Annotated in this window: 34 protein-coding genes; 13 read left to right on the forward strand and 21 right to left on the reverse strand. The window is 36.6% G+C overall.

Translation table 11 applies throughout. The features are described from left to right. Positions 1-112 precede the first annotated feature (112 nt). Genes Q0976_RS21650 through Q0976_RS21660 form a run of 3 tightly spaced genes read left to right on the forward strand, consistent with a single transcriptional unit; the run spans position 113 to position 2507 of the window. On the forward strand, positions 113-1084 hold the full coding sequence (locus Q0976_RS21650; protein WP_299496412.1) for a hypothetical protein: 972 nt from the start codon (positions 113-115) through the stop codon (positions 1082-1084). Between the two features lie 38 nt (positions 1085-1122). Beyond that, complete coding sequence (locus tag Q0976_RS21655; RefSeq protein WP_299496414.1) at positions 1123-1749, forward strand: recombinase family protein; 627 nt, start codon at positions 1123-1125, stop codon at positions 1747-1749. Positions 1750-1796: 47 nt separating this feature from the next. Continuing rightward, positions 1797-2507, forward strand: coding sequence for a hypothetical protein (locus tag Q0976_RS21660; RefSeq protein WP_299496416.1), 711 nt, complete (start codon positions 1797-1799; stop codon positions 2505-2507). A gap of 71 nt (positions 2508-2578) precedes the next feature. Here the strand turns inward: Q0976_RS21660 and Q0976_RS21665 are convergent, their stop codons facing one another. The 14 genes from Q0976_RS21665 to Q0976_RS21730 form a co-directional block, all read right to left on the reverse strand. Continuing rightward, on the reverse strand, positions 2579-3133 hold the full coding sequence (locus Q0976_RS21665) for a DUF2913 family protein (RefSeq protein ID WP_299496418.1): 555 nt from the start codon (positions 3131-3133) through the stop codon (positions 2579-2581). A gap of 313 nt (positions 3134-3446) precedes the next feature. Further along, on the reverse strand, positions 3447-4238 hold the full coding sequence (locus Q0976_RS21670) for a hypothetical protein (RefSeq protein ID WP_299496421.1): 792 nt from the start codon (positions 4236-4238) through the stop codon (positions 3447-3449). Between the two features lie 28 nt (positions 4239-4266). Continuing rightward, on the reverse strand, positions 4267-4455 hold the full coding sequence (locus Q0976_RS21675; protein WP_299496423.1) for a hypothetical protein: 189 nt from the start codon (positions 4453-4455) through the stop codon (positions 4267-4269). Positions 4456-4732: 277 nt separating this feature from the next. Beyond that, entirely contained in the window at positions 4733-4960 is a 228-nt protein-coding gene (locus Q0976_RS21680; protein WP_299496425.1) for a hypothetical protein, read from the reverse strand. A gap of 300 nt (positions 4961-5260) precedes the next feature. Then, the gene (locus tag Q0976_RS21685) at positions 5261-5515 is read right to left on the reverse strand and encodes a hypothetical protein (protein WP_299496427.1); all 255 of its coding nucleotides are present in this window, start codon (positions 5513-5515) and stop codon (positions 5261-5263) included. A gap of 9 nt (positions 5516-5524) precedes the next feature. After that, positions 5525-5785, reverse strand: a complete 261-nt coding sequence (locus Q0976_RS21690) for a hypothetical protein (protein WP_299496429.1) — start codon at positions 5783-5785, stop codon at positions 5525-5527. A 72-nt stretch (positions 5786-5857) separates the two neighbouring features. Then, positions 5858-6112 (reverse strand): DUF1456 family protein, encoded by a 255-nt coding sequence (locus Q0976_RS21695; protein WP_299496431.1) that lies wholly within the window; start codon positions 6110-6112, stop codon positions 5858-5860. A gap of 169 nt (positions 6113-6281) precedes the next feature. After that, positions 6282-6509: a hypothetical protein gene (locus tag Q0976_RS21700; protein ID WP_299496433.1), complete on the reverse strand. Its 228-nt coding sequence runs from the start codon at positions 6507-6509 to the stop codon at positions 6282-6284. Position 6510: 1 nt separating this feature from the next. Continuing rightward, positions 6511-7047 carry a hypothetical protein gene (locus tag Q0976_RS21705; protein ID WP_299496435.1) on the reverse strand — a complete coding sequence of 179 codons (537 nt, stop codon included), beginning with the start codon at positions 7045-7047 and terminating at the stop codon, positions 6511-6513. A gap of 63 nt (positions 7048-7110) precedes the next feature. Further along, positions 7111-7761: a hypothetical protein gene (locus Q0976_RS21710; RefSeq protein WP_299496438.1), complete on the reverse strand. Its 651-nt coding sequence runs from the start codon at positions 7759-7761 to the stop codon at positions 7111-7113. A 72-nt stretch (positions 7762-7833) separates the two neighbouring features. Beyond that, a complete protein-coding gene (locus tag Q0976_RS21715; protein WP_299496440.1) occupies positions 7834-8112 on the reverse strand; it encodes a hypothetical protein in 279 nt (92 codons plus the stop codon). Between the two features lie 407 nt (positions 8113-8519). Continuing rightward, positions 8520-8792 carry a hypothetical protein gene (locus Q0976_RS21720; protein WP_299496443.1) on the reverse strand — a complete coding sequence of 91 codons (273 nt, stop codon included), beginning with the start codon at positions 8790-8792 and terminating at the stop codon, positions 8520-8522. A 40-nt stretch (positions 8793-8832) separates the two neighbouring features. Then, the gene (locus tag Q0976_RS21725; protein ID WP_299496445.1) at positions 8833-9453 is read right to left on the reverse strand and encodes a hypothetical protein; all 621 of its coding nucleotides are present in this window, start codon (positions 9451-9453) and stop codon (positions 8833-8835) included. Positions 9454-9635: 182 nt separating this feature from the next. Further along, positions 9636-10742 (reverse strand): DNA sulfur modification protein DndB, encoded by a 1107-nt coding sequence (locus Q0976_RS21730; RefSeq protein ID WP_299496447.1) that lies wholly within the window; start codon positions 10740-10742, stop codon positions 9636-9638. Positions 10743-10916: 174 nt separating this feature from the next. Between Q0976_RS21730 and Q0976_RS21735 the strand changes: the two genes are divergently transcribed. After that, positions 10917-11168: a hypothetical protein gene (locus tag Q0976_RS21735; protein WP_299496450.1), complete on the forward strand. Its 252-nt coding sequence runs from the start codon at positions 10917-10919 to the stop codon at positions 11166-11168. 52 nt (positions 11169-11220) lie between these two features. Here Q0976_RS21735 and Q0976_RS21740 read toward each other — a convergent pair whose 3' ends face one another. Further along, complete coding sequence (locus tag Q0976_RS21740) at positions 11221-11604, reverse strand: hypothetical protein (protein WP_299496452.1); 384 nt, start codon at positions 11602-11604, stop codon at positions 11221-11223. A 549-nt stretch (positions 11605-12153) separates the two neighbouring features. Between Q0976_RS21740 and Q0976_RS21745 the strand changes: the two genes are divergently transcribed. The 9 genes from Q0976_RS21745 (at position 12154) to Q0976_RS21785 (ending at position 15916) form a co-directional block, all read left to right on the forward strand. Next, complete coding sequence (locus tag Q0976_RS21745) at positions 12154-12897, forward strand: tyrosine-type recombinase/integrase (RefSeq protein WP_299496454.1); 744 nt, start codon at positions 12154-12156, stop codon at positions 12895-12897. Between the two features lie 79 nt (positions 12898-12976). After that, complete coding sequence (locus tag Q0976_RS21750) at positions 12977-13276, forward strand: type II toxin-antitoxin system HigB family toxin (protein WP_299496456.1); 300 nt, start codon at positions 12977-12979, stop codon at positions 13274-13276. Between the two features lie 12 nt (positions 13277-13288). Beyond that, positions 13289-13657 carry a DNA-binding protein gene (locus tag Q0976_RS21755; RefSeq protein ID WP_299496458.1) on the forward strand — a complete coding sequence of 123 codons (369 nt, stop codon included), beginning with the start codon at positions 13289-13291 and terminating at the stop codon, positions 13655-13657. Between the two features lie 56 nt (positions 13658-13713). Further along, positions 13714-14118 (forward strand): hypothetical protein, encoded by a 405-nt coding sequence (locus Q0976_RS21760; RefSeq protein ID WP_299496460.1) that lies wholly within the window; start codon positions 13714-13716, stop codon positions 14116-14118. A 239-nt stretch (positions 14119-14357) separates the two neighbouring features. Beyond that, positions 14358-14540: a hypothetical protein gene (locus Q0976_RS21765; RefSeq protein ID WP_299496462.1), complete on the forward strand. Its 183-nt coding sequence runs from the start codon at positions 14358-14360 to the stop codon at positions 14538-14540. Positions 14541-14779: 239 nt separating this feature from the next. After that, the gene (locus tag Q0976_RS21770; protein WP_299496464.1) at positions 14780-15139 is read left to right on the forward strand and encodes a hypothetical protein; all 360 of its coding nucleotides are present in this window, start codon (positions 14780-14782) and stop codon (positions 15137-15139) included. Positions 15140-15153: 14 nt separating this feature from the next. Then, positions 15154-15336 carry a hypothetical protein gene (locus tag Q0976_RS21775; RefSeq protein ID WP_299496466.1) on the forward strand — a complete coding sequence of 61 codons (183 nt, stop codon included), beginning with the start codon at positions 15154-15156 and terminating at the stop codon, positions 15334-15336. Between the two features lie 8 nt (positions 15337-15344). After that, entirely contained in the window at positions 15345-15584 is a 240-nt protein-coding gene (locus Q0976_RS21780; RefSeq protein ID WP_299496468.1) for a hypothetical protein, read from the forward strand. Between the two features lie 65 nt (positions 15585-15649). After that, the gene (locus Q0976_RS21785) at positions 15650-15916 is read left to right on the forward strand and encodes a hypothetical protein (protein ID WP_299496470.1); all 267 of its coding nucleotides are present in this window, start codon (positions 15650-15652) and stop codon (positions 15914-15916) included. A 536-nt stretch (positions 15917-16452) separates the two neighbouring features. Here the strand turns inward: Q0976_RS21785 and Q0976_RS21790 are convergent. The 6 genes from Q0976_RS21790 to Q0976_RS21815 form a co-directional block, all read right to left on the reverse strand. After that, positions 16453-16944: a hypothetical protein gene (locus Q0976_RS21790; protein WP_299496472.1), complete on the reverse strand. Its 492-nt coding sequence runs from the start codon at positions 16942-16944 to the stop codon at positions 16453-16455. Between the two features lie 618 nt (positions 16945-17562). Continuing rightward, positions 17563-18411, reverse strand: a complete 849-nt coding sequence (locus Q0976_RS21795) for a hypothetical protein (protein WP_299496474.1) — start codon at positions 18409-18411, stop codon at positions 17563-17565. A gap of 240 nt (positions 18412-18651) precedes the next feature. Beyond that, complete coding sequence (locus Q0976_RS21800) at positions 18652-19242, reverse strand: class I SAM-dependent methyltransferase (protein WP_299496477.1); 591 nt, start codon at positions 19240-19242, stop codon at positions 18652-18654. After that, the gene (locus Q0976_RS21805; RefSeq protein WP_299496479.1) at positions 19242-20681 is read right to left on the reverse strand and encodes a DUF3560 domain-containing protein; all 1440 of its coding nucleotides are present in this window, start codon (positions 20679-20681) and stop codon (positions 19242-19244) included. The genes Q0976_RS21800 and Q0976_RS21805 overlap by 1 nt, the downstream gene beginning before the upstream one ends. A gap of 142 nt (positions 20682-20823) precedes the next feature. Continuing rightward, a complete protein-coding gene (locus Q0976_RS21810) occupies positions 20824-21411 on the reverse strand; it encodes a hypothetical protein (RefSeq protein ID WP_299496481.1) in 588 nt (195 codons plus the stop codon). Between the two features lie 47 nt (positions 21412-21458). Then, entirely contained in the window at positions 21459-22001 is a 543-nt protein-coding gene (locus Q0976_RS21815; RefSeq protein WP_299496483.1) for a J domain-containing protein, read from the reverse strand. Positions 22002-22795 lie beyond the last annotated feature (794 nt).

Raw genomic sequence — 22795 nt, forward strand, 5'->3', positions numbered from 1 at the left:
TGTGTCCATTTAAATTGACTATGTTCTACAAGGACTTAAAACGCTAAGAAAGAATACAAATGGAGGTTGTCGGCCTAATTGCAGTTAGGCCGACAGCGCAACACAATGACACATGTTTAAGGAAATCATTATGTTACATTCGAAATATAATAGAGAAGTTACTTCAAATCAAGATAAAAGAGAGCCTCACCCTTTATCAGTACTTGCCTTTGTAATTGGTATGGCATTGATTATTGTGCAAATTACAATTACAAAAAACACCATAGACAACCTTACAATCAATTTACCTAGCATTATCGGCCTTTCAATTTTTGCACTATTCATTTTATTTGAATGCTGTAAGACGCTTCTTATTACATTATTTAGAAACACAATAGGTTACTTACAACGACTGGCAATAAGCGCACTGCTTATTGCACTATCCTCAATGAGCATTTTTACTGTTCATTCTACGATATCAACAGCCGCTTCAAACTTAACTGACGCACAAAAAATGGAGCTAGAATCTCTCAATACAGAGAAAGAAGCATACCTAAGTGCTGTCTCCAAAGGTGTGATCACAGCATCACAAAAGCGATTAGATGAAATCACACTGAGGCAAAAAGAAATAGTATCATCACAAACAGATATCACATCTTCCAATCAGTTATGGGCAAAGGTTGTTAGTTACATGACAGAATTCATGATCATTACCTGTTTCTTTATGTCGAGTGTATTTAATACTTTAAATAATAAAGTTAAAGGCAATGAAGGTGGAGAAACAAAAAACGATAAAGGTGATAATCATCACACTGATAAAAATGAAGTTTCACACCTTTCTGTGATAGATAATCACAACTTATCACAGAATAACTCAAATATTAGCACGCCTAATATCACATGTGACCCTCACACATCAAAAAATGATGATAGAAGTGATATAGAGACAAAAATACATAATGCGTTAATCCAATTGAGTAACCAGGGATGTAAAATTTCAAAAGCATCAGTAGCTGAATTAACAGGAATACGTAGAGAATACTTATACCGCCAATATTCAAATGAATACGAACGAGCGATAAGCCTACAAGGCCACACCCACTAATAAAATGAGATTGGCGGCCAAGCCGCCTTAAAAAGCATATGAAGATAGCACGAATTTATTTAAGAGTTAGTACCGATGAGCAAGATGTAACTCGACAGGAAACTATCATCGAACAAGCAAAAAACTCAGGCTATTACATTGCAGGAGTATATAAAGAGAGCGCATCAGGTGCGCGAGCTGATAGGCCAGAACTTTTGCGCATGATAAGTGATCTTCAAGTTGGTGATGTTGTAATTGCTGAGAAAATAGATCGTATAAGTCGTTTGCCTTTATCTGAAGCTGAAAACCTTATCCAATCAATTAAGAATAAAGGTGCCAAGCTATCAATTCCCAACATTGTTGATCTTTCTGATTGTATTGAGAACTCTGAGGGGATATCAAAAATCGTTATGGAAGCCACACAGGACTTGCTACTAAAACTCGCTCTACAAATGGCTCGTGATGACTATGAAGATAGACGAGAAAGGCAGAAACAGGGCATTGAAATAGCTAAGGCTGAAGGAAAGTATAAAGGAAAAAAACCCAATGAAAACATCAATAATCTCATAGTAAAGTTAAAGCCTCACCATTCAATAAAAGAGACTGCTCAGTTAGCTGGTTGTAGTGAAAGTCAGGTTAAACGAATTTGGAAATTGCATAAACAGAAATCATTGAGCATTACTTAATAATAGATTACGTTATAGCCATCAAAAACAATTAAAGGAATATAATTGTGGGAAATAAACTGAAACGTAAAAATAGCTCGAAGTTAAAAGCTAAAAAAAGTAGGCTACAAAAGCAAAACACCAGAAAGGTAAATAATAATTCAGTAGATGTAGATCCCGATGAAGTTATTTGTTGTAGTCAAGAAATGATATCTGTTTTTAAACGGCTACCAAAACCAGATGAGAATTTCTCTCATTTACCTCAATTAATAAATGACTTAGAGCTAAGAAGTCTTTCCAAAACAGGAGAAATTCAAGACTTTGAAGCAGCTACGGCTTTAGCCTCGATTCAATATGTACATTGGTATCTCACTGGTAGTGATGCATTGCTTAAAGAAGAATTATTCAAAATATTCGACACAATTATTGACCACCATGAATTTAAAAAACAAATTCTAAAGCCCTTTTCAAAAATAGAACATGAAACAGATTTTTTTCGCAGAAAAAAGCAGTTTAAGAAAGAGCTGACAAACAGGCTTAATAAACGATTAGAGACCTCATCTTTTGATGAATTAACCTCCAATGGGAGCAAATTGAAATTTGAAATGTCACTTGCAATAAATGGGTATCCATTTGAGCTTGATGATAAAAACCCCGAAGATTATCAATCTTTGTTAACAGATGATGAATATGCTTCTGGTGAGTTCGATGAAATCATACACGATGCCTTTTTAGATGCTAAGGCACAAAAGATCAAAGCATTAATAAATGGGGGTTGATTTAAATCAATTATTAATCTGTATCCCATTCAAATAACCTATTTTAATGTAATAGGTTATATTGTCATTATCTAGTTGGCACTATGTAATACAATTTCCTCCTCTGTTCCTTCAATCAAGAAAAGGCCAGTCTCTTTTATAATCTCGATTATAGAGGCGCTTTTTTTGGGGTTAACTAACATTGCGAGGGGCTTTATTTGATTACCATCACTATCAAAACCTTTCTCGATATCACTCTGATACATATAAATAAAGTTTGATTTTCTACACTCATTCTCATGAATAAAGCGACTGTCAATTTTTAGTTTGATTTTAATATTTTCAAGTAAATCAAATAAATTTCTCACATCATTGACTTCTTGATCGATCTCCTCATTGATTTTCTTAATCTCAATCAATCTCTGTTCAAGATTCCCCCTAGCTTTACGGCCAATCTCCAGAAACCGTCTAAGTTCATTTTTTAAATGGCTATATTGAGGGTTCTTAACTTTAGGCTTAAGGTGCCGGATCAAAATTTCATTCCGCCTTTGAGTTGGAATGTATCGGCTACTTTCCGAACAATGCAGATAAAGATGAAGCAGGGAATGCTCAACAAGTCCATTTAGTGCGTCCTTATAGTTTTCCAATCCAAATACCTTTACGACCAAAAAGAGGCTTATTTTATCATTTCGGGGTTTTAAGTGCTATTTTTACCTGAAACCGCATAGTGGTGAAATTCACCACTTTTTAGCATGTGATTTTTGAACTGATTTTGCTAAGATAAGTGTTCATTTCGAGGCGTTTCAGCCTCAAATTCTCCGAACACCAAACCCGCGTTACGTCCAATCACTATTATGTTCAATAGGGGCGAAAATGGGGAAATTATCTGATTTAAAAAATAATATTCGGGGTATGAAGCTTAGCGTACGTTTTCGTTCCATTGGGCTTCATACCCTTATTCTAGTTATTTACAGCGCTAAGAACACTATTAGAGCTATTTTTGTTGGACTCCGACTGAAATTTTCGGTAATTGGCAATATGAAATTTTCCCATGTGAATAATTTCAGATACCTTTATCAATTCAACAAAATCATCAAGGTGAGCACCTTCAGCTTTGGGAGTTCCATCAGAATTTATGTTATTGCAATAATGATTATGGTAATTAGTCGTAAAATTAACTGTTAAGTCCTCCTTATCCCTATAACCACTTAACATTGGCATAATAGAAAAATACTCAACGTCCTTATGTTCAAGTCTTATATCCATAACAAAACCGACATAAACCTTATTATTGGATAGGGTTATGAGTATAGTAATATAGTTATCGCCGCTATCAGCCAAGAACCTTTCAATATCTGAAAAAACATCATCCCTTAAACTTCTATACATCTCTTCTTTGTTTATGACATAATTCTTTGCTTTAGCAGAGAAAAATGATATGGGCAATGCTAATGATGATCCTAAAGCAATTTTGACCATTAAATAATCACGAACAGTAAAGGTTTTGTCTGCTGTAAACAAAAAATATTCTATTGAATAAGGTGTTAGATTAAGAATTGCAGATATATAATTATAGTGATCTAGAATAAATGCCAGTATTATACCTACACCTATAAACATGAAGCCAGCTGTCCCGCATCGAAAATAGTATCTTTGAGCATCTTCTCTTTTTGCCTTGAATCTATCTCTAGTTGAATTATGGACAAAAAAATATCCTGAAATCAGGATAAATATAACTATTATGGCTCCCATCAATCTTCCCTTTGAAAATATTCCCTATTTAACAATGGCTTTTTTTCACATCAACATCAAAATCTTTGAATTTATCTATTTCCTGCATTATTAGTTTTCGATTTTCTGAATTAGATAGATCTAAAGAAAATTCACCATCCGCAGTTAATTTTTCAAAAGTAGTTTGGGCTCTAACTGGTTTTTCTTTTTTATTGATAAAAAAATTCAATAACGTCATGATATGCCTCATTAAACCGCTCCATAGTTTGACTTTAGCATACAGTAGAGTATAGCTAACAATCAATATGGTATGTGTAAATATACTAACTAATGCACAAAAAAAACCTAGTTATGTCCAGCCCTACCCGTGATAACTGGCTTTATCACGGGTGTAGTCTAACTGGGTTATGGGTGTATTCAAATTGGGTTCGGTGGTGTACTTAAATTGGGTAGGTGTACCCTAATTGGGTTTCAAGTGTACTCAAATTGGGTTACTAGTGATAAAAAAGGCATCACTAGTCACTACCATGTATTCGTTCATAAGCCACATCTGGATCAAGCTTTGCTAATTCAGGTGAAAGAGCATGTATTGCATTCCATGCCAAACGTTTCATTTTATGCTCTTCGTTGAAGTAGCGCATTTCTGTCAAAACCTCTAAGCAAGCTTGTAGACGCTCATCAGATAGTGGCTTAATTTCCGCTCTCGGGACGTACTCTACCCCATCGATCAAAACTTTTGTCATATTAATTCCCCTCTACCAGTGATAATAGTGCTTATCACTGGAATTTTATCTAAGTTCATTTTTTAACTTTGATGATGTTGCGTACATACAAGCATCACGCCATATCGAGAACATATTGTTAGTTTTAACAGCTAATTTTTCAAAAATTTCGCCGTCACATCGTGTTTCGTATAAACAAGAGTCATAGTTGAATTTGATATGACTCGGGATGAAATACTTCTTCTCGAATCCCTGTTTTATTACTTCAAAATCCAACATAAACCATTCTCCATTTGTGTTTATCACTGGCCGCTAGCCTTATCACACATACATCCAGCTAAATGTTCGTGCCAACGCATTCTTCTTGCTTTCAATTTCTATCAATTGATCTATTGATGAAGCTGTCAGACCTGAGTCACTTATATGTGCAAACTCTGTTAGTTGACCCAGCTCAATGAAGGTCGTCGTTACATCGGCCTTCATTTGCTCCTCGTTTTGATCCGGTGAAGCAACATAACTTTTCAACTCGTTCAACTTATTTTCAGCTAATGAAATCAGCGTGCTTTCTAATGACATTTTCGCTCCTTAACCGACTGTTGTTAAAATAGAAACCTCATTGTAATCAACTAATTCCAGTCCAAGTTCAATTAATTTTTCTGCTGCTGATTCATTGACCGAAATGCTCCATTTATCGCACTTCAATGAGAGACCGCTTAAATACCTAACAATTTTCAATTGTTCTATTTCACATGTCACTGCAACAACATCATTATCAAAACTGATGATTTTATCATTCTCTATGTAAATACAATCATCATTACTGTTTATTGAAATTTTAGTTAACATCGTATTATCTCCATTTTTTTGATGTTATCTACCAGTGATAAAAAGCTTTATCACTGGTAGGAAGTAGTTAAATTACTCGCTATCATTCATATCAACAATTTTTGCATCATGTAACGCCCGAAAAAAAGCCTCTAAAGCTTCTCTCGGCATTGGCCTAAAATCCTTATTGAATTTGCCAGATTTCACTATCCACGATTTTAATTTAGCATTAGTTACAGTGATGTTTTGACGTGCAAACAAATCAATAATGTACTCTCTATCTTTATGTATTCTCAGTATCGTAATGAGGTTTTTAAACACATCATTCGTCGGTATCGTTTCAATCACTAATCCACCTTTTTATTGACTTGCTGTTATATTTTAATTAATGTTTTCTCACTGCCAGATAGGCAGCTTATACAGTTAAAAGATAGTATTTACCGTCACATAGGCGGCTTAGAAAAATATTTATTATCTCGAATATGTGACAGCCACACAGGCTGATTAAAAAATGGGCTTAACGTCCCTTTTTTAGCCTTTCTTCAAGTAATTGAAACGCCATCATTAAGGCATCTTCTCTATTACCTCCATGTTGCTTAACCACATTTGCAACAAACTGTTTTTTATCAGAAGCAGTTTGAGTAACATCATCATTAAAACGAACCGCCGCAAAAGTCGGCTGGCCTTTGCGTTTTTCATTATTTTTTCTATCTGCACGTTGCCTTGGCGTTAATTCATCGACCATCTTAAGTCCCCATTTGATATTTTTTTACTTGAGAAAATAAGGCGGTAGGATCTAGCTGAATCCATTCTTGCCACTGCATTTCACCGTTTTTTGAACTTGCTAGCTGGTCTTGCACTGCCGACATAAACTCTAAAGTTAGCTCAGGTGGCATGGTCATAGATCTTAGCGCTTTAACCTGATTTTTCGCAGTATCAATAACATGAATATCAACAGCCAATCTTGACTCGGTAGTAGTAATATCATGTAAAGCCAAATCAGGAACGGTTCTGCAATCAAATGGGCTGTCTAACGTCAAAACGGGTCGTCCTTTTGCATCGCAAAACTGCCAAATGAATAAAATAGCGCCATTTTTATAAAGAAACCCACAAGTTAACTTACCTTTTTTTAATGCCTTGACTTCATGATGATCCAAATCAGGTATAGCAATAATCAATGTATTGCTATTTGAACGCAATAGTTCTGCAATTGCGCCTTCTTCATTGTGATTGAATACCCGCGCGTATGGTTGACCTACTGCTAGTTTCACTAAATTTTCCATGTCCTACTTCCTTAAAGTGAAAAAACACGCCCTATTGGGCGTGTTAAATTATTCTGCTTACTTTTACAACTCTTTAAGCTCAAAATCCCATGTTTCCTTTTCTTCTTCAAGATATTTTTCAACAAGCAAACATGGGATATTCAATCTAATGGCACTTCCATCCTTGATTATTGTTTTCCAATTTTTCATACTTCCGCCTGAATCACAACCGCCTTGAATGAAAGCAATGTCGTCGCCTATTGTGGCACCCGAATCTCTTCCGCGAGCCTCGGCTATTTTTATGCCAAAAATATAAATAGCATCAGTTGATTTGCTAGCACCGTCCTGAAAAAACAGCTCATAATTTTTTAAGTCAGAATTAAACAAATAGTCCATTTCTTCAACTTTATCAGCAACAAAATCTTTGAAAATCCACGCTTGCTCTTCACTGTCCCACTTACCGCCTAATTCATGACACTGCTTAACAAGGATTTTATTGTAAGTGTAGTGCTTTAAAGTACATATTCCCGCAGCCTTTTGTTCATCCGCATCAACAGTTAACTTATAAATTAAATCAGTACCGTATTTGCTACGAACAGAAATGTCGTCAACCTCAATATCGACATGACCAAGTTCCAAATTTTCTGATTTATCATCGATTAAAATCTTGCACTTGTAACCATTTTGTATTGCTGCAAAGTATTTTCTGTTTTTCTTTAAGATATTGAATTCCATCTCTCTTTCCTTATTTTTAACTATAATTTACCTGTCAGCGATGATATATACCATCACTGACAAAAATCTTGTTTAATCTAACTGTGAACCATCTTCAAAAGTGATCGGCGCGTACCCAAAATTTTTCATTTTTTCTACATCAGCCTTGGCGCAACCAGCCCATACCATTAATTTAGCCGCTCTATACGCATGATCTTTGCCTGAATGGTCGCGCAAAAAACGTTCAGCAATTGTCTCATTAGGTAACAAGGAATAATTAGCAATTGTGTAACACTGCGCTCTAGCAGAAGATGGCGGCAATGTCTGCGCATATTCATGTAGTGCTTTGGTTGTTTTTCTTGATAGTGACATTTTATTATCCTTAATTTTCTGACTATTGGCTGCGCCCTTTGCTCAACCTTTGAATACATTATAATGTGGGCGCGCCCACATATCAAGGTGAAAAATGCTTATTTTTTAATTATTTTAAAAAATACATCGAAAGTATTATTTTTAGATAGTTAGATGTGAATTTGTAGGAAGTTTGCACTATAACAGACTTAAGCTAAACTTAAATTGTTCAATTCATAAGGTGAATTTCGAACATCTCCAGAGAAGCCACTGCTTAACAGACCAGTGGCTTTTCGCCGTTTAGAGCATTGAAAGCATTAGACATTCGTCAAATGCGTACAACAAGAAATTATGTAAAATAAGGGAAATTAGCGGACTTGAAAAACACTTGGATAAGTTTGCTGCCGCACGCTACCTATCCTTTTCTATTAAGCATTATTATTGAAATACGGTGATTTCTTAAAAGCTAATTCAGTTGCATACTTAACTGTTTTTTTTATATGAGGACAAGGGGTCTCAGAAAAGCTTTCTTCTGTTAATTGATACGCAAACTTCCAATATACAGCGCACATGTCAAAAGTCCAATCAGGTCTATTGTTTCTCAAATTACAAAAATCATCATTGTTCTCAATTGAAGGCTCGCCATCCAGATATTCAACCCAATCAATAAGTTCATTTAACAGATAATCGGATATATTCATGATTAACCCGCTCCCCTATGGAAATCACTTAATTCATTTATTATGTATTTGTCGACAAAGGCTCATCATACAATTCATAGATATCCTCACCATTTCTCTGCCTTTCGACTAACGCTATAACTGATTCAAATGAGTTATCTTCTTCAGCAAAGTCCCTCCACTCCCGAAGCTGAACTAAATATTTCTCAATTGTAGGAAGTTTTACCCCGAACTCCTTTGCAACATCATCAGGAGACATTCCAGAGTGCAGTAACTCAAATGCGGTCATCCATCGATTAACTCTATTTGCTTGTGATATTAATGCTTTATTTCTGTCACGAAACTCTTTCTTCCGCTCTTGAAGTTGCTGATGATTCTCTGCATGTTGTTCCAAAAAGTCACTACAGGAACGCACAGAAAGCAAAACCTCATTCGGTAATTCAATTTTAAGATCTTTCGCAATTTTCCTAGCATAAGACTCTTGACGATGGGTAGGTGGACGCACATCATCAGGAACAAAACCTCTTAGAATATTTATTATGGTTTCGGCGTTATAAGAGTAAAGTTTCAAATCTTCCGATTTTGCGTATGATGAGATCATATTGAACAAATTTTTAGGAATCTCAAATGAAATAACAGCATCACCCACTCTGATTTCAGCCAACTCAATATCATTGCTCATTTAAAATATCCTCCTGAATTTTATAAAATGAGGATACAGTTACAGCCCATCTTTGTAAAATCATTAATTTCTAATGTAAGCAGTTGATAAGCATGAAGCAATACAAGAAAAGTAGACAGATTTATGATGGTGATCTCTACCAGTGATAAGATGATTTATCACTGGTAGAGTTGGGCGTTTTGTTAAACCGCGACCTTTATTTCATCTGACTTTTCTAAAAATTGTTGATTGAAGTTATCCTCAATCGCTTGTAATTCAGGGGGGAAGGGGCATTTTACATCTTTAAGCATCTGAATAAATGTAAGCATTACGGCATTCTGATTACTAATCATTTTTCCATTTATATCAACACAGCGATTTAGCCAAACCTCACTAGTTCGGTCGAAATATGCAGGGCGCTTTAAACGACCAAACTTAGTCGTCCAATCAACTGAATACTGATGAAGCATTGTTTTAGAAAATAATGCCAAGGCTTTTAAAGTGACCGCGTGGCCAAGAATGGAATCCCTCCGAAATTGCTTAATATCTTCGCATTGCTCCACATGGTTCAAAATTTTAATAGTGTCAAATAATGTGTGAACCGTATCAGCTAAAAATGCTTTTGATTCATTGGTTGAGTTTTTACCAATTAGATTAACGGTAAAATCTTTAACTGCTTTTAAAGAGTAAATATGTGGGTTATCTCCACTAACGCTATTTTTTTCATATTCAATATGAGCTCTTAAAATAGACTCACTAAATACATCAACAATCATTGAATCGAACTCACTACGTCCGTTATATGCAATGCATAATGCAGCCGCAGGTGTTTTTTGTGTAAAGTTAATATCGTGAAATGCTTGTTGTCTCTGGGCTAAACTCATTTCATTAAAAAACATAATTGATACCATTTGATGAGCATTTTCTTGGTTCATTTTCATTAGTTCACGAATACCGTAAGCGCGATGCTGGCCATCGAACAGTACAATTTTACGCTCCATCGGTACTTGCATCTTACCGACAAAACTCATCTCTCCCTCGATGGTAATTTCATCAAATGAAAAATCACCATCGATAAAACCTACAAGCGGTGGAATAACGTAGAACCCATCCTGGTTGCTACTAATATACTCAGCAACCTTTCTCGCTCTGGGCTTATTAATAATACGTTGAGAACGCTCATTCACATCAAGACAATCATCAAGTTTCAACATGGATGCTAACGCCCTAAAGGGTACTGTAGCTTGATAAAAATCTCTGCCATTTTGAATTCCCCTAACAGCGAGAAATGTATAATTAAAATTTTCCATTATTAGTCCCCATCCATAAAATTTCGTTGTTTTATTCCAAGTACCCTGACAACATTTAAATCAAAGTTGATTTAAATTAAGTCTAGATTAAAAACGGCCGCTTGTAAATCAACTTTGATTTATTTTTGAAAAGAAATTAAACTTAGAACCAAGCTAATCCTGAGTTAATTGAAAATGCCAAAAAAAACAGAAAGCAACACTGCTTATGCTGAATCAGCAAGAGCATTCATTAAAGCCAAACGGGATGAGAGTGGCGGAGCCAAACCTTTTTTTAAGCTCGTTTATGGCCGAGAAGCGATTGGTAATGAATCAATCACTTTGAACAATCAAATAAACAGAGGTAATTACTCTGCTGAATTTGTTGGTTTCATAATGGACAGATTAGGCCTTGAAAACGTAACACTAGGAGAGTTCTTTAAGCCATAGTTCTTATTGTTCAATGTGAAATCAGGGGCGTAAACCCCTGAAGTATTAAATGTTAATTTGTATCACTGATTAACACAAACTCATTAAAATGATGCCAATGCCCAATCCCGACGGGGTAAAAAGCTTTATCAAATCCTATTTCAAGATCTAATGGTTCGTCATTAAAATGATGACAAAATTGTTCCACATCTTTAATTAAGTAATGACGAGAATTCAAGCAACATAAGACTAATTTTTCTAAATATTCTTGAGAATAAGAGCCATATTCTTCTTCAAAATCCTCACTAAAAACATCTACAACCCAACATAACAAATCTTCTTCACATTTTTGCGTATTTAAAGAAGACACACATTTTTTTAATAATGGCCAAATATCACTAATTAACTGATTTAAAATTAATGTCTTACCTGCCCTCGTTTCTACTATGTTATACATACCTTTCAACCTTATTTGATATAGAATGATTACGGGTTATTTTGTAAATCTTTTTAAAACATCATCTTGGAAGAGCCTGCTGTTTGCTTTAAGCTGAAATAACCTGAATTTGATTTAGTGGAAGTTGTCGGGTTGGGGTTTGAATGCATCATGTCGTTATCTCCTTGTTGTTTAACATCGCCTCGTGTTCGCCTAAATTTCCTGCCGCCGGTCATCGTTCTTGGTTGCCAGTGCGCGAAGCGGCGTAGCGAACACTTGCGACCAAGGTTGTGACCTGCGACAGATTAGAAATGAAAGCGAAGACAGGCAGGATGTTTAACAAGGAGATATTGATGCAATGATAAGCCTAATACGACTTACGGACACTTAATTAAATGATGGTAATTGAAGTTTTGCTTTTCATGCATGATAGTGAGCCACGACGTTTCCTATCACCCCAGTAAAAATGCAGTCTCTAGGACATTGTTCTATATATATGCTATTGTATTGGAAATCTCATTTCCTATATGACTTATGAACAATGATCTAGAGTTTAAATGGGTTTGGAATGTGCCCGATTTACGCACAGTAAAGCAACCTGAAACACTAACCCCTGATGAATTTATTGATCTTGTAGAAAGAATAGATAATGAGCGATTAGATCCTCTTATCTGCGCAAGAAATCAAGGGATGCTATGGATGACATATGGTAGCTGCTTTCGTGCTGTAGAAGTAAGTCAATGGAAAATCAAAGAAGCAATTTATCCCAATGGCGATTTGGTTCATTTAACAAAGTTAAGGGCTGCTGCTACTAAAGGAAATTACCCCGCCATTGCACCAATAGTTATCGATGAACAGCGGCAATACGTCAATAAATGGCTTGATTATCGGGTAAAACACCGAATTAAATTAGGTCAGAACAAAGCACAATACAGAGGATTAGATCCAGAATCACATGTGTTTTTAAGTTTTCATCGTGGTATATGGCAAAATTTTTCTCTTACTCGAAAAATTAGCAAAGGCAAAGAATATTTTGTAGCAACAGCAGTACAGAATCTCATTAGTAAACTTTATAAAAATTACGGATTTGATAACTCCAGCTCCCACACTGGCCGTCACAGCATGGCTCGTTTAGCTTCAAAATTACTTAAACAAAAATCTCTTAATGCTGATCCAATAGTTCAAAATCTCCTACATCATCGAAGCATAGAGAGCCAGAAAGATTATACAGACGTTGATTTTAAACATATTCGGGAATGTTCTAGGGATATGTTTCCAGAACCAAAGAAAAGAGGGAGAAAACCAAAAGAATGAAAAAACAAAACATCTTTTCCCATTATGGGAAAATAACAATTGACTATTCCCTTTTTATTTCCCATAATGGGAATAAGTCATGAGAATTGTATCTAGAGCGGCACTAAAAGCCTTTTGGGAACAACCTAAATATAAAGATTCAGAACAACCTTTAAAGTCGTGGTTCGATGAAGCTAAACATGCCGATTGGAGGAGTTCACACGACATAAAAGCTTTGTATCGTAACGCCAGTTTTGTTGGAAATAACAGAGTTGTTTTTAACATTCACGGTAATAAATACCGACTGATAATCGCAGTAAATTATCAATTCTCAATGTGTTATATCAGATTTGTTGGAACTCATGCCGAATACGACAAAGTCAACGCAGAAACGATTTAATAGGCCAAGAATATGAATATTAAACCGATTAAAACAGAAAGTGATAATCAAGCAGCTTTAGCCCGTATTGAACAACTTTGGGACGCACAACCCAATACTCTTGAAGGTGATGAACTTGATGTCTTGGTTACATTAGTACAAGCATTTGAAGAGGCTCATTATCCAATAGATGCCCCCGACCCAGTTGAGGCTATCCGTTTTCGAATGGAGCAAGCGGGATTAGAAGATGTCGATTTAGTGCCGTATTTAGGGCAACGTAGCAGAGTCAGTGAGATTTTAAGCTACAAAAGACGCCTTAGTATAGGAATGATAAGGAAGCTTAATCAAGGACTGAAAATCCCTTTAGAGAGCCTAATCCGCGAATATCAATTAGCTCGATAGGAAACCGACATACTGACCTGATTTAAATAAAAAATATACATTAAAAGGAACTTAAAATGAATATTGTTATTGCTTTCGCTCTAATCTTATTTTTACTTTTCTTGGTACAATATAGCAAAAGACGTACTCAAAAAAATATTGAGGTGTATCTCAATGAAAAACTGCCAACTGCTCATAACGAAGTAAATGAAATCATAGATAACAAGCATGTGATAGGAATAAATTTATCCTTTATTTCAATAGTATCGTTAGAAAAAAGAGTTAAAAAATGGGTTGAATGTAAAGTGTTACTTAGGTCAGCTAAAGGTAACTTCTACTTAGTTGAATACCTTTATGATCACCATAGTCATGAAAAAATTCATATTCAGCACATTGAAAGCCTGAATATTAATCAAACAAAGAAGATATTATCAAAATCTCCGTCCATGTATGAGCAGCACTTTACCTTAACAACGGCCTAAATAATGAACATTATAAAAAGGATGGTTTATATTTTAACTTTTCTATCTGTGGCTTTAATCACTCTCTATGCGGTCTTAATGCTCAAGCATTATGGAATAGGATGGTTCACAAATGAAAAACTTGGGTTGGATGGGCTGATTATATGGCTATGTTCGATGATGTCACTACGCCATGTTACCGAAAATACAGCCTATAAAATAATTAAATCAATAAAGTGATCAATAGGAAACAACATACAATGGAAACTTTAAATTTAGCGCTTTTATTGACATTGTTAGATAAGGAAATCGCTTCAAAAGAGGTTGAGATTAATCATTCTATTTCGCAAGGTTTGTTTGATAATGCGGCAAAGTTAAACAATGAAATATGTGGTTTAAACAGAGCGAGAATGATCGCACAAAGCGGCAGTTGTCATTCATAGGATGCAAAGATAATGATAAATAAAAAGGCATTTATTAAGATTGATGAGCAAGGCTGGTACTGTCATTTTAGAACAGAATCTCCTCACCCCATATTAAATAAGGTTTATTGGAAACTGGGGTGTACACTTCTTATTATTTTAAAACGTTTTAAAAGTGTAGATGTGATCAATACATTCAATGGCGATAGTAATAAAGTAACCAACATCCAATAAAGGAAACAATTAAGGAGCAATGCGTTATGTTAAGTCAAAACTACAATGTCGATTTAGAACAGGATGTTGATGTTTACCCTTGTGTGACAAAAGGCATGACTACTTATCCAATTGAAGGCCAAACATACTTATTACCTTCGTTGGACGCGATATCGATGCTTGATCAACTAACTCGCATGGGTTGTTTAACACTTATTACAAAAACTATGCAATCTTTGGCGCAAAAGGTGGATGGAACTCAATTACAAACAGCATTCCCAAGTTTAAATGAAGTCAAAGCCTGTATTGATAGAGGGCTTATATTACCTAAGGCATTCACTGCAAAAATAAGAGAATGGGAAGCGCTAAACTGCTCAGAAATTTTTTTTGATTTTACAGAACAGTAGTGTAGGAAACAACTATGGAAACAATCGATTTAGACAAGTTAAATGCAATGTTAGACGCACAAATCACAGCGAACGTAGAAGATATCAAGCACGCTGTTAAGAATGAGTGGTACGATAAAGCTGCGGCGCTCAACAAACAAAATGAAGGTATAATGAAAGCAAAATTTATCGCTAATTCTGGCGATTGCCACAAATAGGATAGAGCATGGTAAAAGTGACTGAACAAAGAGCGATTGAGATACAAAAACAAAGCGATCTGAAAGAGACTGTTGAAAGTACTGCAACGGTTGCAGTCTGGAAAATCGATGGCGAGGAATTTATTTATAGAAAGGGAGATGATTTTCTAAAAAGCAGAACAGGGTTAAATTCACCTTGGGAAATTTGGCCGCTAGATGGTACAACAAAATCCCATGCGAAAAAACGTATTTTCAAAGCGCTGATTTAAGCAACATTAGAAACGTTCATCCACCTACATAATGACAAAATGTAGGTCACTTATTGGTGATATGTATGTCGGTTAAATTTTATAGAGTAACAGAAGGTGAATTTGTGCGATTGATGGAAACAAAGAGTATCACAAAAATAATCGCACAAGAAAGCACCGAAAAAGCAAAAATGTTAAAATTTCACATTGTGGGCGTAAACCCCAATGACAAAATCGCTTACGCCGTGCGCCACGGTCGAGTCGATGAGCTTCGAACATGGCGTTTAGACAATTTAGCTAAATTTTTAAAACCACTCACAGTCGAATCATGGGAAGTGCAATTTAATAAGTAGAGAACAGTAGATATGAAAAAGCCCCACTAATAAAAAGCGAGGCTAAATCATTTTATAACTGCCTATTCGGCAGAGAGGTATTGCTATATTTGTCTATCTATTTTTAGCTACCTATTCGGCAGAATGTTCTTTTAACAAGAACAAAATATAAGCTATAGGATCTAATTAATTATGTCAAACACAAATCACATAGGAAACTCTCTGACAGCAGTGTTTTTAGGCTTGTGTCTTTTCGTTGGGGGCAACGCCCCCTCGCCTTTCTTCCGTTAATTGGCCAGTACTAACACCCATGCACCTAACGCGATAGTGACCAACAACACCCCCGTCACGAGTCCATACTCTTGTATAAATTTCGACATATGCTATTCTCCTAAATAAGGGGGCGGCTACCCCCTTAGTCAATATATTAAAGCTGTAACAGTTTGCTAATAGCGACTAATAAGACTGCGATTACTAAGGGGATTTCAATCGATAATTTTAGTAATTTCAGTCTTAACTCTACCCTCTCCAATCGCTCCTTCATTAGCTGTTGTTCCTCATTTTGTTGAGTTTTCTTTTTTCTTCCCATTGGACTCCATTTTTATAATTGCTAATGCCCCATGCACCAGCCTTTTACACACACTGATTGTGTAATTTTTGAGAGTGAACGGGTTATATGGCCGTTCACCCGCTTTGACATTTTCAATGTGTATTCCTTTTGCAATCACAGGCGTCACCATTTTTAGATTAAATGGCTCGTTCATCATTAAGCAGAAAAAACGCATCGAATTGATGTAGGGGTTCACCCAGAAAGCCCGATGCCAAACGATATTGGGCTTACTTTCTTGTACGGGCGTTTGCTCGACTACAGGTTGCTCATTAAGAAAATCATTTAAAACAGTATTTTCCCATTGGATAACATGAGCATTGTGCTGTTGATTTTGCTTGTGAGAAATATCATCTTGGAGGAGCCTGCTTGTATCTTGTGGGCTGCCATTGTCCTGATTGAATTTAGTGTCCGTTAGCTGTGAGTGAGTTGAATGTGCCATGTTTTTATCTCCTGTTGTTGTTAAATATCACCTTTTGTCTCGCCTACCTTTCCTGCCGCCGGTCATCGTTCTCAAAGACAAGTGCGCGCAGCGGCGAAGCTTCACTTTTCTTTGGGGTTGTGACCAGCGACAGATCAGAAAGTAGAGCGGGGAAAAAGGCGATAGTTAACGAGGAGATAATGGCGCAATGAGACTGGCTCCCAGCTTTACGGACACTTTGTTCAAGCTGGACCATGTCAGTGCTGTTGATTTTATTCTTTATTTTTGACTCTGTTGATTGGGCTTTAGACTAGCCCTGACTGACACGCGACTGCGCCGAGACTCCGCTTTTTTGAGGCTCGGTTTCACTAGCGATTGAGTGTTTTTTATGAATGAGTGTGTGAAATGAGGCAGGTTGCCGGAGGCGCTCCAGCTTGTGTTGTAAGTGCTTTTTGCTTGATTGCTTTTTTTAGCGATGTTTCCCTAAACCATCCCAAAAATTCTCAAATTAACATCAACACCTTGGGGTGCCCCCAACCCCGCCAACCCATCATTTTGAGCAAAAAAAGACATTTACTCTGCAAAGAACGGTTCTAACGTAATCAATAACAACATGATATTTCGAAACATAACATTAAATCAAAGCAGAAACCCTTTGACTTCAATCCCCGCTTTATCAAATAATTTGCCCAAATGCCCCATTGCTCCTGATAGTGATGAAAAAGATTTAGTATCAAGCGCATAGAGTTCATTATCATAATTGAGCACTTTTAGTGCCTTAGTGTTTTTACTGGCGGTTAAAGGCTCAATTTTAATCTTTGAAAAAGGGCTGATATTGCGCTCTGACCAATATCGAAGTTGTTCAATAAACCCCTCTTCAGAGATCAATGCTGTGGCCTTACTGAATTTCACCGCAGGTATAGGATCTGATTTCACTTGTGACACAGCCTGACTTTTATCAATACCAATAAAGATTGTTTCAATGGGATATTTACACAATAAAAACAACAACAAGTAATTAATATAGGTGATATCGCCTTCGGCTATTTTACTAAAAGTAACATGGTTCCAGCCAAGATTTTTTTTAAGCTCGCCCCTTGTAATGCCAGTCAATGATGTTTTACCAATGAACAACAAAATATCGGCTTTTGGGGGCACAGTAAATTGCTCTGGCGGCACTAAATGCTCTGTCGGTAATCGATGGTACTCTATACCATCAATGGACTTAAAAATAATATTTCCCGTGGCTAGATATACCATCACAGCCCATGCTGGATAGTTAATAATCGACTGATTATCTGGAAACGTTTTCACTTTATCAAACCAACGCCGAACGGTTCGACCGCCAACCCCTAGAAATTTATTTTCTTTATCACTCGCGCCATTATGTTGCCAGCCCAATTCATTCAGTAACGATTTAACTTCTGAAACGGTCGGACGTTGCCATTCATCAAATGGCAACATGGTTTCTTTTCTTATATTTATCATTAACGTACCTATTTTCTCATTATTTTAAAATTCAACCGCTTTTCGCCCTGCCAGACAAGCTTTTATAGCCCGCTCAATGCTACTCAGCAACCCCGACGCCCGTATGGGCAAATCAAGGTAAATGTTATTTTAGCCCCCTATTTTTCAGCGTAGCGTTTTGAAAAATAGGATTCAGGGGCGCTTCCTTTTGCGCTTTTTGCTTTTTCTTGAGTTGGGGGGCAGCGCCCCCCTGGTTTGTTTTTACGCCTTATCGTATTTCACCAATTTAGTGTTAACAATCGCGGTTGAAAACGTATCATTAGGCAGCCGCTCTAACTCATAGAAGCCGTCAAGATTACAAGTGATAGGCACCAGCGCCACAATCTCCCCCTGCCCTGTAAGCAGCGATACAGCCGCGTTTAAATGGCGCTTATAAAGCTTAAACGGCGGATTCATCAAAATATTATCAAAACGTTGTGGTGTTTTTTCGGCAAATTCAAAGAAGCAATCACGGACTAAGTTAACGCCCTGCCCCTCAAAACGCGCCTGTGTCGCTTCAAATAGCGCACAATGACGCTCTACCCCTGTAATGCTATCAGGCTCACAACCACTTTCAATCAATGCATGTATTAGCTGGCCTGTGCCGCATTGCGGCTCTAATACTCGGCCTATATCATTAAAATAGCTGATCATGTTTAGCGCGACATGCTCGGGCGTCACATGGCATTCGGTAAATTTATCAACGGTGATCACAGAAGCGGTAGCAAGTTGCGCCAATGGCGCAACTTTTACCCGTTTAGTGATTTCCATCGTTGCAGGCTTATTAGGCCGACGGTAAACGGGTATTTTCATTAAGCCACCTTTTCACTTTCAGCAATATAATTAATTGCATTAGACTCCGGCACGGGATGCGCTTTGGCATCCGTGAAAAAAACCGCGACCCATTCATAATGATAACTATTTTGTTTTATTAATTTTGGATTATGACAAAGCTTAGAGCGAAATTGTCCACAGGCCGATACAGTCACGCCCCGACAACCTTCATAAATTGCTTTATATTCAGCTTTAGTTAAATGTATCACTGTTAATGTTTCAAGCTTGTCTCGTTGATAACCCTTAGCTCTACTGATTGTTTTTACATCTAAATTTAATAACGGTAATTGTGGCGCACGTTTTGGCGGCACGCTGTAGCCTTGTACCTGCATCACGTCGCGCCACTCATCATCACTTAGGCTTAATTCACTACTATCTGATAAATGACACGGTAGCGGAACAAGTGACGTTAATACCCATTCGCCAGTATCTTTATTTTGCTTGGCTTTTGGCTGTAATGCGCCATTTTCACGAGCAAACGCCTGTAAAACTGCGGCGGTCATTTTGCCCTCAAAGCGCTCACATTCTCCCAATTCGCCGCGCTCGTAACCGATACGCCCCAATAAATGCGCTATCCAGCGGTGAATATTTTGGCTGTGTAAGGTGCGTTGATGCCCTTTTATCGACTCGTTAATAATCTCAACAGCGGTCATCCCCTCATAAGCTTTATAACCTTTATAAGGTATTGCCGCTAAATTGGTGGCTTTTAATGGCGCACCACACAAGAACTTAACTTTGCGCGTTAAGGTTTCATCATCAAAATCTACTAGCCATTTATTTAATAATGTAAGACTATAGTGTGCATTATTCAGCTTTTTCTGAACATCACGAAGCTCTTTCAATAACCCCTTAATTCGATTGCTTCGGGTGCTGTAGCTGGCTTTACGATTAGCGAAATATTGCACCCCTTTGATGCGATCAATCCAATAATTAAATGTGGCGATATTATCATCACTTTTCCGGAAGCAACGCTTAATCGTATTTTGTAATTTTCGCGCTTTTGCTTCGGAATGATGCCCCGCTAAGATGGGCTGACCAGCGGGAACGGCTTCACTAGCTTGATTCGCTTGTTGATGATAATCATGGGCGTCTTGTAGGCGGTTATTAGCGTATCTCTCAAAACGCGCGGCACGTTCGGCGGCTCGCTCAATAAGGCTCATTTCTTCCATATCCAAAAAAGTACTATTTGAGGCTAATAGCGCGAAGTCTTCACGGGTTGTTGTCCAAAGCGCAAACATAAGACCGTTAAATGTCTTGTCTTGGCCTTGTTTCGGTGCCCACTTAAAACCCAAATCTTTTAAAAAATCGTAATGCTCGCGATCAAGTTCTTGTTGAGGATAGAGGCGAATTTTATTGTCTTCTACTGAATAAGTCGCATCGAAAGTATAAGCAGAAAAAGGGAAGTTAAATGTTTTCATTTCATATAATCCTTATATGGTAAGACCCTGATGGGTCAAAATGGTTTAAATAGTGGAGAAAACAACGTTTTACTTCCTAACTCCACTTTAAAAATTATACATATATGACCAAAAAAAATCAATAAAATTATTAATTAATTTATCAATTTTTAGTCATTATTTGATAAATTTTTATAAGCTGCTCGGCGTTTAATGTTCGGATCGATAAACTGAATTTTTCATCATCATTTAATCTATGCTCTAAATTCCCAACATTACGGATCTCATATTCATTCCCCCGACCATGATATCTGTTTTCTAATGGCATAATTTGAGATATAGAATGAATTATATTTTTACGTAAAACATTAGACGCGAGATTTTTTTGATGTTCATTACGCATTGAATTTCTCTTGTTTAGAGCGTCATCATAATGACTCAATAGCCTGTTTTTTATATCTGATGCTATCGCTTTAGGTGATTTTTTAAAGCTGCACCCAATACTATGAAAAACATATAAATGACGATAATTTAATTGTTCGAAACATAAGCTAAGTTGTGGTAACTCTTTTCTATATGCAGATGACAACCGAATAAAAATTCCTTTATGATTATCAAGCCAAGCACAGCCGTTTTGACCATTTTTAATAAATTCTCGTGTTTTAATGTCATTATAAAACCAATGTCCCTTGAGATGTGTACACACCATTCTTAACAATTTGATAGTTTCATCTTGATGATTTGTTGTCATAAAGCCCCCTAAACGTGAATTAGGGACGCTTTCGCGTCCCAGTGGTACTAAGCCGCTAGTTTTTTCTTATTATTCTTATAGACAGGCTTATGCGAGCCGTGACGCTCACGAATTTCATTCATTGAATGGGATATGCGATTTTTTGATCTGTATTTAGCAGGTCGATAGTACCAACAACCGTCATTTTTTTTCTTGGAAAAATAGCAGCCTATTCCGCCCTCTTTGCGGCCTAACTCTTTAGCCCACGGTTTTGTCTCTCCTGTGATCCAAATCCAATTACCACAAATTTCTATGATAAAATTGGCATTTTCACGGCTTTGTAATTCAAAAAGTGCATTAAGAATGCAGTTAAACTCTTCACTGTAATCATTTTCTGTAAAGCCTTCTGTAGCGGTAATGGCTTCATTTACAGTTTCAGTTAAGCCGCTTAAAAATTGGTAAGCGAGGTTAACAAGCTTCATGGTTTCAGCTTCGGCGGGATTGCGATCAGGGTGGTATTTTAAAGAGGCAGCTTTATAGGCTTTTTTAATTTCTTTTTGGGTAACAGAACCAGAAAGATTTAAGATATTAAGTGCGTCATTGATATTCATCAATTGTCATCCTTTTAGTGATTTGCCCTAATGGGCGGGTTATTAAAGAACAACATAATATTAACAAAACACAGTGATATTATCAATAAATACATTGTGTTATATAAATTATTTTTTTAATTTTTAGCGTTTTTGAGCATCGCGAAAGCTGGGAGCGGAGCGATACCCAAGCCAATGATTTTTGGCTTGCTCTGTTGTTACTGGTTGGCCATATCGATCAGTACTGTTCGTATTGTGATAATTTCAAACGAAATAAAATGATCACTTTCTGCTAGACACGCTTTTGCAGTTATAGCTCGCTATGGATTCCTCAGCACAGTTGATGGCCGTAGGCAAAACCAAGGTCATTGTTTGAATTTTTAAATAAGAAAATAACCAATTATTAATCGCGGAGCGAGATTTTAGAGTTGATTGTGGTTAACTCGTTTTTTGAGTTATCCACATATTCAACTCCTATATAATAATTTATATTTTATCTTATTCTATATGATCTATAGATCTACTATGTGTGTTTTATTTTTTAAAATCATATGGATATGGGGTTTTATATTACCTTTTACTTGGTTTTCTATTACCTTTTACTTTGCCTACTAGATCCTTTTACTTGGTTTTCTATTACCTTTTACTTTGTTTGTTTTTGTATATATGTGGATAAGAATTTTCTAAATTCATTGAAGTATTATCTTTATATTTTGTTTTAGCTATTTGCTATGAAGCATTATTACCTTTTACTCGGTTTTTGCCTGTGTGATGGAGGAAATAGTAAGGGGTTGTCCTAAAACCGTGAAGATTTG

Origin of the sequence: uncultured Shewanella sp. (assembly GCF_947501665.1) — a bacterium.
GTDB lineage: Bacteria > Pseudomonadota > Gammaproteobacteria > Enterobacterales > Shewanellaceae > Shewanella.

What these genes read in the sequence shown, in the direction of transcription:
- Q0976_RS21650 (WP_299496412.1), top strand. Translation starts at nt 113, where the DNA reads ATGTTTAAGGAAATCATTATGTTACATTCGAAATATAATAGAGAAGTT.
- Q0976_RS21655 (WP_299496414.1), top strand. Translation starts at nt 1,123, where the DNA reads ATGAAGATAGCACGAATTTATTTAAGAGTTAGTACCGATGAGCAAGAT.
- Q0976_RS21670 (WP_299496421.1), bottom strand. Translation starts at nt 4,238, where the DNA reads ATGGGAGCCATAATAGTTATATTTATCCTGATTTCAGGATATTTTTTT.
- Q0976_RS21675 (WP_299496423.1), bottom strand. Translation starts at nt 4,455, where the DNA reads ATGACGTTATTGAATTTTTTTATCAATAAAAAAGAAAAACCAGTTAGA.
- Q0976_RS21680 (WP_299496425.1), bottom strand. Translation starts at nt 4,960, where the DNA reads ATGACAAAAGTTTTGATCGATGGGGTAGAGTACGTCCCGAGAGCGGAA.
- Q0976_RS21685 (WP_299496427.1), bottom strand. Translation starts at nt 5,515, where the DNA reads ATGTCATTAGAAAGCACGCTGATTTCATTAGCTGAAAATAAGTTGAAC.
- Q0976_RS21690 (WP_299496429.1), bottom strand. Translation starts at nt 5,785, where the DNA reads ATGTTAACTAAAATTTCAATAAACAGTAATGATGATTGTATTTACATA.
- Q0976_RS21700 (WP_299496433.1), bottom strand. Translation starts at nt 6,509, where the DNA reads ATGGTCGATGAATTAACGCCAAGGCAACGTGCAGATAGAAAAAATAAT.
- Q0976_RS21705 (WP_299496435.1), bottom strand. Translation starts at nt 7,047, where the DNA reads ATGGAAAATTTAGTGAAACTAGCAGTAGGTCAACCATACGCGCGGGTA.
- Q0976_RS21710 (WP_299496438.1), bottom strand. Translation starts at nt 7,761, where the DNA reads ATGGAATTCAATATCTTAAAGAAAAACAGAAAATACTTTGCAGCAATA.
- Q0976_RS21715 (WP_299496440.1), bottom strand. Translation starts at nt 8,112, where the DNA reads ATGTCACTATCAAGAAAAACAACCAAAGCACTACATGAATATGCGCAG.
- Q0976_RS21720 (WP_299496443.1), bottom strand. Translation starts at nt 8,792, where the DNA reads ATGAATATATCCGATTATCTGTTAAATGAACTTATTGATTGGGTTGAA.
- Q0976_RS21725 (WP_299496445.1), bottom strand. Translation starts at nt 9,453, where the DNA reads ATGAGCAATGATATTGAGTTGGCTGAAATCAGAGTGGGTGATGCTGTT.
- Q0976_RS21730 (WP_299496447.1), bottom strand. Translation starts at nt 10,742, where the DNA reads ATGGAAAATTTTAATTATACATTTCTCGCTGTTAGGGGAATTCAAAAT.
- Q0976_RS21735 (WP_299496450.1), top strand. Translation starts at nt 10,917, where the DNA reads ATGCCAAAAAAAACAGAAAGCAACACTGCTTATGCTGAATCAGCAAGA.
- Q0976_RS21740 (WP_299496452.1), bottom strand. Translation starts at nt 11,604, where the DNA reads ATGTATAACATAGTAGAAACGAGGGCAGGTAAGACATTAATTTTAAAT.
- Q0976_RS21750 (WP_299496456.1), top strand. Translation starts at nt 12,977, where the DNA reads ATGAGAATTGTATCTAGAGCGGCACTAAAAGCCTTTTGGGAACAACCT.
- Q0976_RS21755 (WP_299496458.1), top strand. Translation starts at nt 13,289, where the DNA reads ATGAATATTAAACCGATTAAAACAGAAAGTGATAATCAAGCAGCTTTA.
- Q0976_RS21760 (WP_299496460.1), top strand. Translation starts at nt 13,714, where the DNA reads ATGAATATTGTTATTGCTTTCGCTCTAATCTTATTTTTACTTTTCTTG.
- Q0976_RS21765 (WP_299496462.1), top strand. Translation starts at nt 14,358, where the DNA reads ATGGAAACTTTAAATTTAGCGCTTTTATTGACATTGTTAGATAAGGAA.
- Q0976_RS21770 (WP_299496464.1), top strand. Translation starts at nt 14,780, where the DNA reads ATGTTAAGTCAAAACTACAATGTCGATTTAGAACAGGATGTTGATGTT.
- Q0976_RS21775 (WP_299496466.1), top strand. Translation starts at nt 15,154, where the DNA reads ATGGAAACAATCGATTTAGACAAGTTAAATGCAATGTTAGACGCACAA.
- Q0976_RS21780 (WP_299496468.1), top strand. Translation starts at nt 15,345, where the DNA reads ATGGTAAAAGTGACTGAACAAAGAGCGATTGAGATACAAAAACAAAGC.
- Q0976_RS21785 (WP_299496470.1), top strand. Translation starts at nt 15,650, where the DNA reads ATGTCGGTTAAATTTTATAGAGTAACAGAAGGTGAATTTGTGCGATTG.
- Q0976_RS21790 (WP_299496472.1), bottom strand. Translation starts at nt 16,944, where the DNA reads ATGGCACATTCAACTCACTCACAGCTAACGGACACTAAATTCAATCAG.
- Q0976_RS21795 (WP_299496474.1), bottom strand. Translation starts at nt 18,411, where the DNA reads ATGATAAATATAAGAAAAGAAACCATGTTGCCATTTGATGAATGGCAA.
- Q0976_RS21800 (WP_299496477.1), bottom strand. Translation starts at nt 19,242, where the DNA reads ATGAAAATACCCGTTTACCGTCGGCCTAATAAGCCTGCAACGATGGAA.
- Q0976_RS21805 (WP_299496479.1), bottom strand. Translation starts at nt 20,681, where the DNA reads ATGAAAACATTTAACTTCCCTTTTTCTGCTTATACTTTCGATGCGACT.
- Q0976_RS21810 (WP_299496481.1), bottom strand. Translation starts at nt 21,411, where the DNA reads ATGACAACAAATCATCAAGATGAAACTATCAAATTGTTAAGAATGGTG.
- Q0976_RS21815 (WP_299496483.1), bottom strand. Translation starts at nt 22,001, where the DNA reads ATGAATATCAATGACGCACTTAATATCTTAAATCTTTCTGGTTCTGTT.